Origin of the sequence: Actinomyces minihominis, assembly GCF_900187855.1 — a bacterium.
Lineage (GTDB): Bacteria > Actinomycetota > Actinomycetes > Actinomycetales > Actinomycetaceae > Scrofimicrobium > Scrofimicrobium minihominis.
Genome location: NZ_FYEG01000006.1, coordinates 48,149 through 63,863 on the forward strand (window position 1 = coordinate 48,149; position 15,715 = coordinate 63,863).

Consider the following 15,715-nt stretch of genomic DNA (forward strand, 5'->3'; position numbering starts at 1 on the left):
CCACGGGGATTTCCACACCTGTGGACTGTTGTAAGTACAACGGCGCTCACGGCGGGGTTTATTGACCAGGGCAAGGGGTTCGTCGTAATCTGTTTTGGCATAAATGTGCCGTTTTGCGTTTGCTGAGCGGTGCTTGACCTGGCAGCGCAGTGCTGTCCTTCCTAGGAGTAATGAAGATGACGAAGCGTACTTTCCAGCCGAACAACCGTCGTCGGCACAAGGTGCACGGCTTCCGCCTGCGCATGCGTACGCGAGCTGGCCGATCCATTTTGTCGGCACGCCGCCGCAAGGGTCGCGCAAAGATCTCTGTCTGATCCTTGGGTCACCGCTTGTAGGTGATGAGGTGCTTCGCGCGGAGAACCGACTGACCAGACAGGAAGGATTTGCCACCACCCTTAGAAAGGGAAGTAAATCCGGCAATAATGTCCTGGTTGTATCCGTTCTGCCAGTTAGTGATGATCGCCCGACCAGGGCCGGAATCATCGTTGGTAAGCGGCAGGTTCCCCGCTCGAGCGCACGTAATCGAATCAAGCGGCGTCTTCGGCCTCTGGTGCAATCACGACTAAGTCCACTTCCACGTGGATCAACTGTGGTGGTGCGTGCCCTGGGCGGTGCAGACAATGTGTCCAGCGAGGAGCTAGGCCGAAATCTCGACCGGCTTCTCGCTCTGGCACTTAAGAAGAGTCGGCGCCCGAGGGCCGTTGAGGCACCGGTGAACCATGAGTAACCCACTGGTTGCCGTGTTGTTGGCACCAATCAGGCTCTATCAACGTTTCATCTCTCCGCACATTGCTCCGCGTTGCCGTTACTACCCCAGCTGTTCACAGTATGCAGTGGAAGCACTGCATACCCACGGTGCCATCAAAGGCTTCCTTTTGGCCACCGCCAGAATCATGCGCTGTAACCCCTGGAGCCGCGGCGGTGTCAACCACATACCTCCTAAAGGATCGTGGCGAGGACCAGAGTGGATCCCCCCGGATGACTGGGCAGGCCACGACATCGAAGAGGGCTAGCCGGCTTCTTCACACCTGATAACTAGAACATTCGACTGCATGATGTAAGGAGTCCCAAGTGGATTCAATCCTTCACCCGATTATTGTGGCGTTCGCCTGGATCTGGGTTTCCATCTATCGAGCGCTCACGTTCATCGGTATTCCCGAAGGACCTGGTATCGGGTGGGTTCTCTCGATCGTTATCCTGACCGTCCTGGTTCGGTTCGCGATACTCCCCCTGTACATCAAGCAGACGAAGTCCATGCGCTCGATGCAGGTGCTTCAGCCCGAAATGCAGAAAATCACTGCAAAGTACAAGGGTAAGAAGGACTCGGTCTCTCGCCAGCGCCAAAGCGAAGAGACCATGGCGCTGTACAAGAAGCACGGCGCTTCTCCCTACGCCTCCTGTCTGCCCCTTCTGGTTCAGATGCCGATTCTGTTTGCGCTCTACCGCGTTTTCTACTCGGTCAGTCAGATCATGGACGGCACCTACGGATATGACGCCCTCGGCCCACTGAATGCTGCCCTGGCTTCAGATGTCGTTGACTCAACTGTTTTTGGTGTGGGACTTTCCCAGACACTTTCGACGACTCCGGGCATTGGCCACAAGGCCGTCTTCATCGTTCTCATTGCCTTCCTTGTGGGCATGCAGTTCCTCACCATGCGTCTTTCGATGAAGAAGAACATGGCGCCGAACCCCGACCCCAACAACCCCATGGTTCGCAGCCAGAAGACGATGATGTACATCATGCCGCTGATGTTCGTCTTCACCGGTTTCATCTTCCAGATGGGTCTGCTTGTCTACATGGTGACGACAACAACCTTTGGTTTCTTCCAGCAGGTCTGGGTTAACCGCACCATGCCAAACCCCGGTTCACCTGCGTTCGAAGACCTTCTGTCTCACCGTGAAGCACACTTTCAGAAGTGGGCTGCCCCGACTTTCGAATCGTATGAGAAGCAGTACGCAGCCCTTGATGGCGACGAAGAGGCCATTGCGTCCCTTCAGTCAGAAACTCTTGCTTCAGTCGAAAAGCACGCTGGGCGCCAGCATATTTACCGTAAGTTCCCGGATGACTGGACGATCTCTGAGAAGCTCGGGGTCTACCGAACTCTCGCCCTAGAACCATGGAAGTCCATCCCAGATGAGATCTGGATGAAGCAGTTGGTTATTGCCAAGGCTTCAAAGGAGCAGGTTGAGGCCGCTCGTAAGAACCGTCCCAAGAAGCTGTCGCGCGAACAGCGGATGCGTATCGCTGAACGCGAGCGAGTGGAGCGAGAGGCTGCGGAGAAGCGTGCCCAGCGAAACGCCAAGAAGTCTGCGTCCTCGTCGAGCAAGGGTGGTCTGACCCCCGAAGAAATCGAACGGCGTCGCCAACAGCGTCGCAAGGAAAGCCGCAACCAAGGCAAGAAGTCCTAGCCCCACACGGCTAGGCAAACCTACTTCAACAAGCAGTTCTAATGGAGGAACGATATGGCAAACAGTGCTGAGCGTCTGAAGCACCTGGAAGAAGAGGGTGAGGTAGCGGCAGACTACCTCGAAGAAATTCTCGACATCATGGACCTTGATGGCGATATCGAGATTGATGTCGAGAATGACCGTCCCTCGGTGTCTATCATCAGCGAGGATCCCAACTCGAAACTGAACCGGCTGGTTGGCGAGGACGGTGAGGTGCTTGAGGCTCTTCAAGAACTCACCCGTCTGGCAGTGCAGAGTTCCATGGGTGAGCGTTCTCGGTTGATGCTGGATGTTGCAGGCTATCGTGCTCGCCGCCGTGCAGAACTTCAGAGCATCGCAACGAAAGCTGTCGCCGAAGTCGAAGAAACTGGAGAACCTGTTCAGCTGGAGCCAATGAACCCGTTTGAGCGTAAAGTTTGCCACGACGTAGTAGCAGCTGCAGGATTGGCATCAGAGTCCGCCGGCAGCGAACCTGAACGAAGTGTGGTGATTTTTATGCCCGATCATCGGGATGCTGCTGAAGAGGTTCCCTCTCAGCACGAACTTGTAGAGGAAGGTTCTGAGGTTGACCACGAGACCGCGGAAGCCCTGGCTGAAAGCGGGAGCGTCGTGGGAGGATCGGGTCTTGAGGGTGACCTCGCTGCAGCAGAGATGGCTGTTGAAGACTAATGGAGTCCCCAAATGACCTCACTCTGAGCCTTTTTGGTACAGGAGCTTCTGCGGTTGAAGCCTTTGCGAACCTCCTGGCTGAAGAGGGGGAGAAGCGGGGTCTAATCGGCCCCAAGGAAGCCGAACGGATCTGGTCGCGACACATCGTCAACTCGGCCGCTCTGCTTCCCTTCCTTCCCTCAAGGGGGTCATTGATTGATGTTGGGTCGGGTGCCGGACTGCCGGGACTGGTTGTCGCGGCCGCCCGCCCTGATCTTGACGTCATCTTGGTCGAACCCATGGAGCGTCGCTGTGAGTGGCTTTTTGAAGCCTCTGAAACCATTGGCTTGGACAACGTGCAGATCGTACGTGACCGTGCCGAAAACATCGGTCGTAAGCTGCGCGCGGATGTTGTTACCGCAAGGGCCGTTGCTGCTTTGCCCAAGCTTCTTCGATTGACCTCCAAGATGGTCGCCCCGGGTGGTCGTCTGTTGGCCCTGAAGGGCCGGCGTGCCGGGGAAGAAATTATTGAGGCGAAGGACGAGTTGAAGCGGCGTCACCTAACTGCCGAGCTTCATGAGGTCGTCTCTGTCATGGATGGTGAGATCACCTACGTGGTTGAGTGTCGACGTACTGTTTAAACATGCTCTGACCTGCATGTTTGTCCTCGATTGATTCTGAGAGCAGGCAAGGTTCGACCGGACTGTAGGTAGGGTCCAAAAGTCACTCGACGAGTTGTCTTCGAGGTGTCGGAAGGGCGAACTATGCTGGCGGCAATGAAAGGTGAACTTGTGAAGCAGTTTGTTGGTGGGGACTCACCTATCGCAGATCGTCTGGCCCGGAACTACTCGGACTTTGAGAAACTTACCAATGTCGTGCTGCCCAAGCCCTCTGGAACTCCGATCCTGGTTGTCGCCAATCAGAAAGGTGGGGTTGGCAAAACCACTACTGCGGTGAACCTCGCGGCGGCGTTAGCAAAGGGTGGCCTCAAGGTTCTCCTGGTTGATTCTGACCCCCAGGGTAACGCTTCAACTGCATTGGGTATTCCCCACGCAGTGGGGACCCCGTCCACATACGAGGTGCTTCTAGGAGAGGTCGAGATCAAAGATGCACTCGTACCCTGTGAACAGGTTGACGGCATCCTGGTCTGTCCCGCCACCATTGACCTTGCTGGGGCAGAGGTTGAACTGGTTGACGAACCCGATCGGCCGTTCCTTCTTCGCTATGCACTAGAGGACTTTTTTGAAGATGAGACGGCTCGGGACATCAAGCCCGACCTCATCCTCATCGACTGTCCCCCATCGCTTGGTTTGCTTACACTCAATGCATTTGTGGCTGCTACCGGGATGATTGTCCCAGTTCAAGCCGAGTACTATGCACTAGAGGGGCTCTCGTTGCTTCTGAACACCATTGGTAGAATACGCACGGACCTCAACCCAAAGCTCAACGCACCATTCATTCTCATGACAATGGTGGATGGCCGAACCAGGCTTAGTACGGAAGTTACCAGCGAAGTCCGTAGTCATTTCCCGAACCGGGTATTTGAGACCGAAATTCCTCGATCCGTGCGGATTTCGGAGGCGCCTTCGTATAACGAAACAGTCATCACCTATGACGAACGTGGTACCGGTGCAGTTGCCTACCGTAAAGTGGCCATAGAGCTTGCAGACGCACTGAAATAGAGGGGTTAGCTAAATGTCCGAAGAACTTAGGGATCCGGTTCAGCGGGCGAGGACCCGCCGACCGGCTAGGGGGCGCAGCGGTCTTGGTCAGGGTCTGGGCGCGCTGATTCCAGATACAGAACCTTCTGAACCAACTGACTCCAAACCGCTAGACGTTCTTTTCCCCGATCTCACCGGTTCGACGGGTAAGGCAGCCGTAAAGCGTGGTGGTTCAGCTCGGGACCTGCTTTCTCCCCGGGGCAAAATGGGGTCAAGCCCCAGCGCCAAGGGCCGCAAGGGTTCCGGTGGGAGCAGTAGAGTTGTGGGGCGTGGTGGTCAAAATGTTTCACGTGAAACACTAGACGCTAGCGCCGAAGCGGCTGGGTTCGAAGTTGAAGACTTAAACCCGAGGAACAGCGTCGATGTTTCACGTGAAACATCGACAACTGTGGAACCGACACCTCTGCCACAAGATTCCGATTTGGTGGTGGTTCCAGGAACGACTTTCGGGCACATCGATCCAGGATGGATCATTCCCAACCTCAAACAGCCACGTCAGGTATTTGATGAGAACGAAATTCTGGAACTCTCTCAGTCGATTCTTGAAGTCGGTATCCTGCAGCCCATCGTGGTTCGGCGTATTACAGAAGAGAGCCTCCGGGAACCAGGCCAAGCTGAGCGTCTAGAGCAAGCGTTAAAAGAGCAGCCCGAGGCGCGTTATGAGCTAATTATGGGTGAAAGACGGTGGCGTGCTGCTCAGAAAGCTGAGCTGGATTCCGTTCCCGTGATAGTTCGTTCGACGGGTGAAGACGAACTGCTTCGTGAAGCGCTGATAGAAAACATTCACCGAGTTCAGCTGAATGTTTTGGAAGAAGCCGCAGCATACTCGCAGCTCATGGATGATTTCGGATATACCCAAGAGCAGCTTGCGTCCAAGGTCTCCAAGTCCAGACCACAGGTTGCTAACACCCTTCGCCTTCTCAGACTGCCTGGTTCGGTACAGCGAATGGTTGCCGCCGGAGTATTAAGCGCTGGTCATGCGCGGGCCATTCTTGGGCTTGCCTCACAAGCCGAGATGGTCCAACTTGCTGAGAAGATTGTCCGCGAGGGACTCTCTGTCCGTGCTACTGAAGAACTAGTGAAGTTTGGTAGACCTGAGGCTGCAACGCGCGTAAAGAGAACTGCTCCGGTTCCCAGCATTGAGGCGCAAAGAGTTGCCGATGCCGCTGCATTCCGTCTAGAAACTTCTGTCAAGGTGATAACAGGGGCCAAGAAGGGTCGATTGGTTATTGAGTTTGCTGATCAGGCAGATCTGGACCGGATCGCGGTCGAACTTGGACTCTTGACCACGGATCAGTGACTCGAGAGCCCTTTCCGCGACATCCTGTGACAAAAGTGCCGACCCCTTCAAACTTGAAAGGGTCGGCACTTTGTCTCAGATTGCCTTTGGGGCAACTCTTAAGGAGTCTGGGGAAGACCTAGTTCACTTCGAATCACTTTGGCTAGGCGGCGGACCCCCTCGCGAATGGTGTCCTCATCCGGGTAGCAGAAGGAAAGGCGCAGCTGTTCACGGCCACGATCATCCGCAAAGAATGCAGTTCCAGGCACGTAGGCAACCTGCCCTTCGACTGCGCGGGGAAGCATAGCCTTTGAGTCAACTCCTTCAGGAAGGGTCACCCAGGTGTAGAAACCACCATCCGGTGTGGTCCACTCACATCCCTCTGGCATCTCAGCTTCCAAAGCATCCCGCATCGCTTCCCAACGACCGCGATACATCCCGGCAAACTCCCGTACCTGGGCATACCAGTCAAAGTCTTCCAGGTACTTACTTATCGACATCTGGCCCATCATCGATGGACTCAACATGGCAGACTCAGCGGCCAGAACCATCTTTTCGTAAAGTCCAGAGGGCATCAGTGCCCAGCCAATACGGTAACCGGGTGCGAAGATTTTTGAGAAGCTGCCGAGGTAAACGACGCCCTCGGGCCAATAGGTCTGCAGGGCCGAAGCCGGTTCCCTGTCGAATCCAAGAAGACCGTAGGGGTTATCTTCAACGATCAAAATACCTTCTGACCTGCAGATATCGATAATTTCAGGACGACGGGCGTCAGCTAGTGAGATACCCCCGGGGTTGTGATAGTTAGGGATGGTGTAAAGAAACTTGATGTTCTTACCGGCTGCTCGCTGCTCTCGAACTGCTTCACGAAGTGCATCTGGGCGCAGCCCTTCCCTATCCATTTCGATGTGCACGACTTCGGCACGACGTGAGTGGAACACCCCTAATGCGCCGACGTAAGAAGGCGACTCAGCAAGAATGACATCGCCCGGGTCAACCAGAATCTCAGCAACCAGCTGTAGAGCTTGCTGCGAACCAGTGGTGATCTGGATGAGGGAAGGATCCCCCTGGATCCCTTCTTTACTCATCACTTCAAGGATTTGCGCACGCAACGGGTCCCAACCGTGCCCGTTACCGTACTGAAGTGCGCGCATCCCGTCGGTCTCAATGAGTTTTCCGGTCATTTCACCGATTGTCGTGAGGGGAAGGTCACGCAGGTTGGGCATACCTCCCGCCAGCGAAACAATCTCTGGTTGTGACACGACCGAGAAGAGGGCCCTAATCTCAGACTCCTGCAAGTTCTGACCATCTTTTGAAAGCAACGCTGACCAGTCGGTGGTGAGGGCTTCTTTTGATTGGTCATTGGAGTCGGTCATTAGTTCCCCGCTAATCGGATCGTTTCACGCTTAAGGCAATCGTTACTCTAAACCCTCTAGGTAACGCTGTGCATCAAGTGCCGCGCGGCATCCTGTGCCCGCAGCCGTGATGGCCTGACGGTATGTATCATCAACAACGTCACCCGCTGCAAAGATACCGGGGCGTGACGTCAGTGTTCCGGGTTCATCCACGACTATGTAACCACCAGGGGTGAGGTCGAGCTGGCCCTTGAATAGGTCAGAGCGTGGATCATGTCCGATGGCGACGAACACTCCTTGAACTGGTAGTTCAGAGACCTCACCAGTCTTCGTGTTCTTCAGAGCGAGCCCTTCAACGCCGTCTTTACCAAGAACCTCGGTAACCACGGAGTCCCAGGCGAACTCAATCTTGTCATTGGCCATAGCGCGGTCTGCCATTACCTTGGAGGCACGAAGCTCATCCCGGCGGTGAACGATCGTGACTTTTGCGGCGAATCGGGTGAGGAACAGCGCCTCTTCCATGGCGGAGTCACCGCCACCAACCACGGCAAGTTCCTTACCTTTAAAGAAAAAGCCATCGCAGGTAGCACAGTAGGAAACCCCGCGCCCACTAAGCAGGTCTTCCCCGGGAACATTCATGTGACGGTAGGCCGAACCCGTGGAGATGATGACGGACTTAGCCTCGACGACGCGGTCGTAAAGGGTGATCTTGAAGGTTTCCCCGGAGAAGTCAACGGCACTGGCATCATCAAACTCGACGCGGGCTCCAAACTTCTCTGCCTGGGCCTGCATCTTGGCCATCAGATCCGGGCCCTGCACCCCCTCGGGGAAGCCCGGAAAGTTCTCTACATCCGTAGTGGTCATCAGGGCGCCACCCGCGTCGATTGCCCCGGCAACAACAAGTGGGTTCAACCCGGCGCGCGCAGCATAGATTGCCGCGGTGTACCCGGCTGGCCCCGAACCCAAAACGACGAGATCTTCAACTGTCTTAGACATACCTTTTACCTAATCTTCTAACCAACCGCGATACGCGAGATCTTCGCCCGGTTCATACCTTCATCATCAACTGGAAGCGAGTTGAACTTGATACCAAGTGCTGAAACTTCCGTTGGCTGGGCAAGTTTAATTACAGTGTTACCATTGGCTGTTCCCGTTGCTAGGACCTCACCGTCACGTGGGTTTCCAGCGCTGGCATTAAGCACGATAATCTCTCCGCCCGCCCCGTTCACATCAAGGCTCACCTCAGAGACCACTGCGGGCTCTGCAAAGCTGAGTAGGATCGCTATCTCGCTGCCCGGTTGGAACGCATTCTCTGTGAAGTACCGTGAGCGCCATACCGAACCGGGATCAGCATCAAGAATCGCGGCCGAGAGTTCAGGGTGGTCCCCATCATCGTCATTCCACGAGAAGATTGTGGCACTGGTGATGACAGGTACCGCCGCGGGAGGAGCCGTTTCCTCTGGCTTCTCTTCAGATTGCTCCGCGCCCTCTTCACCGGACTGGCTGCTTTGAGAGGCACCCGTCCCTCCGGTTTCACCAACACCCTCTAGCAGGCCGGGGCGCGAGCCCATCAGAGTAGTGACAGCAAAGTATGCGGCGACAACGACGAGTACGAAGCCCACAATCAAGGCGGGGACCGTCGGGTTGAAGTCCTTCTTCCCGGCGTTAGATGACACGGGGGTTCCACGGAGGTGATGGCCTTGACTGCTCATTTCTGTGTCCTTATCTGATTCATCGTCCTCTACGTTACCGTGCGAATCATCCGCTGAGTCAGTATCTTCTGGTGGCGTAGCCACGGGTGGATGGTGCAGTGTTACGTCCTCTTCGGGGGTCAGCAGGGCATCGACCACGGGCAAACTCACCGGTGTCTTGGGGTTCTTCGAAACCTGGGGAATAGGACCCGAAAGAATTGGAATCGCGCCCGTTGCAGGCATGTCAAGTGGTGACATTCCCCTGGCAAGTGCCGATGTCGCGCCGGTTGCAGTGAGCGTGGCAGTTCCGAAGATATCGTCCCACTGCGGGGGAGCATCCCCCCAGCGGGCTGCCTGAGGTAGCTCACGCCCCACACGTTCGTCCTCGTCCTGAGGTTGGGGCAACACAGGGTAGACCTGCGCTGTCGGTAGCTGAGGACGCTCAGCATCATCCAGGTCCCGGAGGGCGGCCTCAGCGAGGCTTGCGTGCAACTCCTCTTCGCTGTCTATTTCAACACCTGGTTCAAGTGGCGGTTCGGGGGTGGTGGTCCGAGGGCGGAACCGGGCGACCAGGGCGCCGATAATTGCGTTCATTCCCCGCGGGTCTGCGAGTTGGAGAAAACCGAAGTAGACGATGGCAACAATGACTGCCACCAACACCGACTTCCACGTTCCGTCAAGGAAGCGGCCGAGTATGGAGTCTGTATTGGCGGTAGGTCCAATCAGGTGGAGGACACCCCATGCCACCAGGGCAGAGATCGCAAAGGCCAGCATCGAGCGAAGGTAGAAGACAACGACCCTTCCGATGTTGATCTGTCGAACCATGTATCCGGCCCAAGCCAGGGAAACAAAGCCCTGAACGATGCGGTAGACCGTCTCTCCGGCGGCTGCCCCAACGGTCCACCATTTTGCGTCGGCGAGGAAGTACACGGACCAGCCGATGATGAGCTGCAGGATGATCGGGGCAATCGCAATGATGAAGACGGGTTTGGCGTTCTCGAACGCGAAAAAGACACGTTGGGACATGATCGTTAGTCCCGCGGCCGGCAGGGCAAACATCAGGGTCACCAGGACCATGCCATAAAGAGTTGCACTGGTCGCCGATTGGGTCGGCATGATGACCTGCATGACCGGGGTAGCCGCCACCATCAGGACCGCCGCCGCATAGAAGGAGAGGAGGACGATAAGTTCGACACCGCGATGGTAGTTACTTGCCACCCCCTGGATATTTCCGTCCGCAACATCGTTGGCCAGGCGGGTAAAAATAGCCGTTGCCAGGGTGAGGGCGATCAGAGACGAGGGCACCATGTAGATCATGTAGGCGAACTGGTACGCGGGATTTCCAGCGACCAAGATACCCGTAGCCTCGGTGTAGGCATCGGCGCGCGTTGCCAGCTGCGAGGTAGAAACAACTGCAAACTGGCTGATCAAGAGGGTGGCGAAAGTCCAGAAGGCAACCTTGGAGGCAGAGCCGAAACTGGTCCCCTTGAAGCGGAAGTCGAGGCGAAGCTTGAGGCCTGACTTACGCAGGGGAATAAGCAGCACCAGGGCCTGGGCAATAACCCCCAGCGTGGCCATTCCCGCCACGACCAGGATCTGACCCGGGGTCATCGACTCGGCTGCCCGGATATCACCCGCCTTGCCCCAGAGGGAAAGGAACAGTAGCAGGGAGGCGATTCCGAAGATGTTGTTGACGACCGGGGCCCACATGTAGGGACCAAAAATCCCGCGGGCGTTCAGTAACTCTCCGAGCAGGTTATAGAGGCCGTAGAAGAAAATCTGGGGGACGCAGATAAGGGCGAACGTGATCGTCAGAGAACGCATCTCGGGGCTGTAAGCCGAAGCCAGGATCGTGACGATTACCGGCGTGGCCACCATCGCTAAGACGGTCAGCAGAAAAAGTAGGGATCCGGCAGCTGTCAGCAGCTTGTTGACGTACTGGCTGCCAGCCCGCCCCTTGAGCGCCCGGACGATCTGGGGGATGAGGACGGCATCGATGATGCCTGCAGCCAAAAGGTTGTAGACCATGTTTGGAAGCGTGTTGGCCACCTGGAATGAACCCATGGCACCGGCAGAGGCTCCGAGAGCAGCGACCAAGAGCGCCGAACGGACAAAACCGAGCATGCGCGACACAAGGGTTCCCGAGGCCATCACCAGGGAGGACTTGAGCAGCGTCTGCTGCTTCGGCGCTATCCCGTGAACGTTTTCTTCCGGTATCTTCTCAGTCAAGTCAAGCCCCCTGGTTCGCCGGGCCACCGCTACTGCTCATACGACTCATACGACGCTGCCCCTTCTTGATGGTCCTGACCACACCCGCAATGAAAGCTAAACCGAGAAGCCCCGCGACGATCCAGATACCCGGACCCTCCCAGTCTGCCCGCACGCGAACGACAATCGGATCTGAAACGTCCAGGGTAGTACCACCCTCCGTCATTGCCACCGCATTAATTGTGACCTCACCCGTTCCCACTGCTTCCACCGGGATGTGAACAGTCACGGATCCGTCGCGGGGCAACACCGTGGTGGCCCACTCTTTCACAGACAGTCGCGGGTCGGACACCTCCAAGCCAACTCGAATCTCCAGGGTAAATGAGCCGTTGTTCTTGACGGTGACCGGGAACGGCGCGTTTCGCCCCACGACATTCACGGGTCCAGAGGGAACGACCTCGACGGCCCGGGTGACACCGTGAAGAGTCTCGAGGGCTTCATTGACCAGCTTCTGCCGAAGTTCCTGGTCGAGGTCGGCAGCGGTAGCCGCGAGTACGGTGTTCAGTTCCTGGGCAACCGATGCGGTGTTGCTGGGGCTGGAGGCAAGAACATCCCGGGCAGCCTGGTACTCACTTGACAGCGGGGTGAGTTGCGAGCGGACCTCATCCCGGAGAGAAGAGTCCAGGGAAGTAACAGGCTCCCGGGCAAAGGTGGAAAGGGGAGCTGCGAGCATCTCCCGAAGGGTCACCGGAGTTATCCACGGGGCTCCCAGCAGCTCGTTGAGTCGTGTGGCAGGGTCTTCTCCGAGCTCCGAGGCGGAAAGGTTGACCCACAGGTCTAGATCGCCTTCGCTAGCGCTGGTGGCGGTCGCGGTCAGGGCACGCACCCTCTGACGCGCAGCCAGATCACCTAGCCCCACCCGCGTGCTATCAGAAAGAGCCTCAACGCCTTCACCCCAGGAGTCCAGCACTGCGACCGCACCCGGGGACACACCCAACTGGGCGCCCCCGTCAATGACGGTTGCTCCGGTGAGTGGGTCGATCAGTACTGGTGAGGACGGTGTTGCGGAAGATGAGAAAAGGGTCTTGGTTCCCGAGGGTGGACTGAGTACAGTCTCATTTCCTGCCAACTGCAGGGTCCGTAGTCCCCACCAGTCCTCGTCCGCAACGATGACGTCATCGATAACATCGACCGAGTATTTGTCGAGGGTGGCCAGAAACTGCCTGTGAGCCTCATGCTCACGGGACCCGTCCTCGTCATCGAGAGACGACTCCCCACCGCTTTGGGCGACTTCGCCACCCTGCGACTGGGGGGTGGTCCCAGAGTCTGAGGTGCTACCCGTTGCCGACCGTGTCCCGTCCCCTTCATCACGGGCTGTCGGATCAACCAGGCGTGAAAATGCCGCGAGGTCGAAGAGATCTCCCTGCTCGGTTGCGGCAAGCAGCGACAGGGATGCATGTGCGGAGGGCAGCGAAACGACCTCGAGGCCGCGCTGGGGAGAGGTTGCCATGAAAAGGCGAAGTTCGGCGGGCGAGAGTCCAATGGTGACCCCTTTGCCTATGAACTCAGACCAGTCCTCGACCTCCTCGTCATTCCCCAGGTTTGGTACCGTCACGTTCACCCGGGTGTCACCTTCGGATCCGGGGGGATACCAAAGCAGCAGTGTTCGGGACTGGGGTACATCGCCGCCCCAGCTAAAACTTCTGGGCAGAAGACGAACGGTTACCCCATAGGGGCCCCACGCAGCGGTGTTCCAGAGGGGAAGATCGGCGAAAGGAATATCAATGGAGATGCGTGCGCCGCCCGAGGTGGCCTGAGAGATATCCGAGTCACTGAGCTCGTACTCATCCGCCGACCAGCTGTCATTGCGTCCCTCTGCGAGGAAGGCATCGACCTCATCAATATCCTCGAACGGGTCGGCATGAACGAAGGTGCCTAACCGGGCGCCCACCAGGTCATCGGCCTCATCCGCGGTGATTCCGATGGTGAGCTTGATGCTGTCCTCGTTGGTCAGAATCTCAGGACTGATGCCCTCGATTGTGATGATGGGGGAGGACGAGTTGTCCTCACCGGGGACCGCGTAGCCAACCGGTGCCAGAACCAGGGTGCCAATCATGACGACAAGTGCCATGGTCACCGCGAGGAAGCGGGACCGTATCATACCGGGCCATGTGGGTCTGGGAGTCATTGTCACCGTCGATCTGCCGCTTTAGGAACTCGTGGCTGGCGGAAACAGCAGCTCAATAGCCAGTGCCGCCACACGGCGTTCGTTGGGGTAGGAGAGCAGGGTGGTCGCCTCAAGGAGTGGGATCCACTTTGCGTCCTCGGCCTCTTCATCAGGGTCGTTCTCAACCGTCAGCTCACCGCCGAGGTACTCCATGAGGAAGTGATAGACCACCTTGTGGATTCGCTTCGAGGAGCCAGAGAACCAGTAGTCGACCGTTCCGAGCTGGTAGATGACCCTGCCGCGGGCTCCGGTTTCTTCCTCTACCTCACGAACTGCAGCCTGAGCTGGAGTTTCCCCCTTCTCGAGGTGACCCTTGGGCAGACAGAGCTCAAGGTTACGGGCCCGGTTGCGGCGCAGGATGACGGCGACGTAGGCGATGCCGCCCTCCACTTTGACGCACAGTCCACCCGCACTGGTTTCATGCACAGCCGGTAGGCGCAGGGCGGACTTACGCACACTAATCTCCCTGGGCGGGGAGGGGCGGCGGGGGACCGGATAGGATCCCCCACGTACGCTTTTGTGGATGTGCATGACCCCAGCTTAGGTCGGCTGGGCAGGAGAGCCTTATCTTTGGGGTGTGCGTCCTCCCCTAGAGTGCGTACTGACACCTTCTATTACGAGCTGGATGGATCCAATGGGACAACTTGAGCAGCAAATGACGTCGCTGGTCGGTGGGGGGGATGTCCCCGCTCTCCTCAGCTCCGGACTAACGACTCTCTCTAACCTACCCCGTCAGATCCTGCGCCTCTCCGAGGTGTTTACCCAGCGGGGACACGAGATTGCCCTGGTTGGCGGCCCCGTCCGGGATGCTTTTCTTGGCGTGGAAGCCAAGGACATCGACCTCACCACCTCGGCCACACCGGATGAGACCGAGGCCATCATGCGTGAGTGGGCAGACACGGTGTGGACTGTCGGTCGAGAGTTCGGGACTATTGCAGGTCGTAAAGGGGACCTCGAAGTCGAGGTGACCACCTACCGGACTGAAGAGTATGAGGAGAACTCGCGTAAGCCAGTTGTGGTGTACGGCAAGACCCTTGAGGGTGACCTGTCGCGTCGTGACTTCACGGTTAACGCCATGGCTATGCGCCTGCCGGAGCTTGCACTAGTGGATCCTTTTGGGGGTCTGGAAGATCTGGCTGAGGGCGTGCTGCGCACTCCTGTGTCCGCCACCCAGTCGTTCCGTGACGATCCTCTGCGAATAATGCGGGCAGCCCGCTTCACCGCGCAGCTGGGTGCTGACGTGGACGAGGACGTCATGCGAGCCATGGGGAATGAGGCCAAGCGTCTTGAGATAGTCTCCGCCGAACGCATCCGCTCCGAGTTGGAGAGGCTGATGATTAGCCCCCACCCACGCCGGGGCCTAGAGCTGCTGGTTTACACCGGAGCCGTTGATTATGTCCTGCCCGAGTTGGCGCAGCTGCAGGACACGGTGGATGAGCACGGGCGCCATAAGGACGTCTATGAGCACACTCTGACCGTCCTCGACCAGGCGATTGCCCTTGAAACCGGTCCTGAAGGTCCCGTGCCCGGCCCCGACTTCATCCTGCGGTTCGCCGCCCTCATGCATGACATTGGAAAACCCGCGACCAGGAGGTTCGAGGGGAAGAAGGTGACTTTTCACCAGCATGATGTCGTGGGTGCAAAGATCACACGTCGCCGAATGAAGGCCCTTCGTTTCGACAAGGCGACGACGAACGCTGTCTCAGATCTGGTATCCGGACACCTGCGCTTCCACGGGTACGGTGAACAGCAGTGGAGCGACGCTGCGGTTCGTCGATATGTCACGGACGCTGGGGACCAGCTGGAACGCCTCCACCGTCTCACCCGTGCCGATGTGACAACGGGTAACCGACGCAAGGCCGCTTTTATCTCTGCCGCCTACGACGATCTAGAGCGGCGTATTGCGGAGCTCCGTGAGAAGGAGCAGTTGGACTCCATTCGTCCTGACCTTGATGGGGAGCAGATCATGGAGCTGCTCAACATCGGGCCCTCCCGAGAGGTTGGGGAGGCCTACAGGTTCCTGATGGCGATCCGCATGGAAGAGGGATCCATCGACCCGGAAGAGGCGAAAAAGCGTCTTCTGAGATGGTGGGACACCCGAAACTAAGGGAGCGGATTAGTCACAATGTGGCGGCTCACTC

The 15,715-nt window shown here is 57.5% G+C and carries 14 protein-coding genes; 9 read left to right on the top strand and 5 right to left on the bottom strand.

Annotation, left to right across the window (positions count from 1 at the left end; all coding sequences use genetic code 11):
- Nucleotides 1-176: 176 nt before the first annotated feature.
- From rpmH to CS903_RS07025, 8 genes are all read left to right on the top strand, one after another.
- Nucleotides 177-314, top strand: coding sequence for a 50S ribosomal protein L34 (gene rpmH / locus CS903_RS06990; RefSeq protein WP_099332901.1), 138 nt, complete (start codon nucleotides 177-179; stop codon nucleotides 312-314).
- A gap of 29 nt (nucleotides 315-343) precedes the next feature.
- Nucleotides 344-727, top strand: a complete 384-nt coding sequence (gene rnpA, locus CS903_RS06995) for a ribonuclease P protein component (protein WP_099332836.1) — start codon at nucleotides 344-346, stop codon at nucleotides 725-727.
- Nucleotides 720-1,013, top strand: a complete 294-nt coding sequence (yidD, locus tag CS903_RS07000) for a membrane protein insertion efficiency factor YidD (RefSeq protein ID WP_099332837.1) — start codon at nucleotides 720-722, stop codon at nucleotides 1,011-1,013. Before rnpA ends, yidD begins: the two co-directional genes overlap by 8 nt.
- Nucleotides 1,014-1,071: 58 nt before the next feature.
- The gene (gene yidC / locus CS903_RS07005; protein ID WP_099332838.1) at nucleotides 1,072-2,409 is read left to right on the top strand and encodes a membrane protein insertase YidC; all 1,338 of its coding nucleotides are present in this window, start codon (nucleotides 1,072-1,074) and stop codon (nucleotides 2,407-2,409) included.
- 54 nt (nucleotides 2,410-2,463) lie between these two features.
- Nucleotides 2,464-3,117 carry a Jag family protein gene (locus tag CS903_RS07010; protein ID WP_099332839.1) on the top strand — a complete coding sequence of 218 codons (654 nt, stop codon included), beginning with the start codon at nucleotides 2,464-2,466 and terminating at the stop codon, nucleotides 3,115-3,117.
- Complete coding sequence (gene rsmG / locus CS903_RS07015) at nucleotides 3,117-3,737, top strand: 16S rRNA (guanine(527)-N(7))-methyltransferase RsmG (RefSeq protein WP_099332840.1); 621 nt, start codon at nucleotides 3,117-3,119, stop codon at nucleotides 3,735-3,737. Before CS903_RS07010 ends, rsmG begins: the two co-directional genes overlap by 1 nt.
- Nucleotides 3,738-3,872: 135 nt before the next feature.
- The gene (locus tag CS903_RS07020) at nucleotides 3,873-4,778 is read left to right on the top strand and encodes a ParA family protein (RefSeq protein ID WP_099332902.1); all 906 of its coding nucleotides are present in this window, start codon (nucleotides 3,873-3,875) and stop codon (nucleotides 4,776-4,778) included.
- A gap of 13 nt (nucleotides 4,779-4,791) precedes the next feature.
- Nucleotides 4,792-6,117: a ParB/RepB/Spo0J family partition protein gene (locus tag CS903_RS07025; RefSeq protein WP_099332841.1), complete on the top strand. Its 1,326-nt coding sequence runs from the start codon at nucleotides 4,792-4,794 to the stop codon at nucleotides 6,115-6,117.
- A gap of 98 nt (nucleotides 6,118-6,215) precedes the next feature.
- On the opposite strand, the gene CS903_RS07030 is transcribed toward CS903_RS07025, so the two are convergent.
- From CS903_RS07030 to CS903_RS07050, 5 genes are read right to left on the bottom strand one after another with little or no spacing between them, the layout of a single operon-like run.
- Nucleotides 6,216-7,469: an aminotransferase-like domain-containing protein gene (locus CS903_RS07030; protein WP_099332842.1), complete on the bottom strand. Its 1,254-nt coding sequence runs from the start codon at nucleotides 7,467-7,469 to the stop codon at nucleotides 6,216-6,218.
- Between the two features lie 42 nt (nucleotides 7,470-7,511).
- Entirely contained in the window at nucleotides 7,512-8,444 is a 933-nt protein-coding gene (gene trxB, locus CS903_RS07035) for a thioredoxin-disulfide reductase (RefSeq protein ID WP_099332843.1), read from the bottom strand.
- A gap of 17 nt (nucleotides 8,445-8,461) precedes the next feature.
- Entirely contained in the window at nucleotides 8,462-11,368 is a 2,907-nt protein-coding gene (murJ, locus tag CS903_RS07040) for a murein biosynthesis integral membrane protein MurJ (protein ID WP_129587621.1), read from the bottom strand.
- Between the two features lies 1 nt (nucleotide 11,369).
- On the bottom strand, nucleotides 11,370-13,508 hold the full coding sequence (locus CS903_RS07045; RefSeq protein ID WP_099332845.1) for a DUF6049 family protein: 2,139 nt from the start codon (nucleotides 13,506-13,508) through the stop codon (nucleotides 11,370-11,372).
- 48 nt (nucleotides 13,509-13,556) lie between these two features.
- Nucleotides 13,557-14,105 carry an NUDIX hydrolase gene (locus CS903_RS07050; protein WP_099332846.1) on the bottom strand — a complete coding sequence of 183 codons (549 nt, stop codon included), beginning with the start codon at nucleotides 14,103-14,105 and terminating at the stop codon, nucleotides 13,557-13,559.
- Nucleotides 14,106-14,208: 103 nt separating this feature from the next.
- Here CS903_RS07050 and CS903_RS07055 point away from each other — a divergent pair, with 103 nt between their 5' ends.
- On the top strand, nucleotides 14,209-15,681 hold the full coding sequence (locus CS903_RS07055; protein WP_242491788.1) for a CCA tRNA nucleotidyltransferase: 1,473 nt from the start codon (nucleotides 14,209-14,211) through the stop codon (nucleotides 15,679-15,681).
- Nucleotides 15,682-15,715 lie beyond the last annotated feature (34 nt).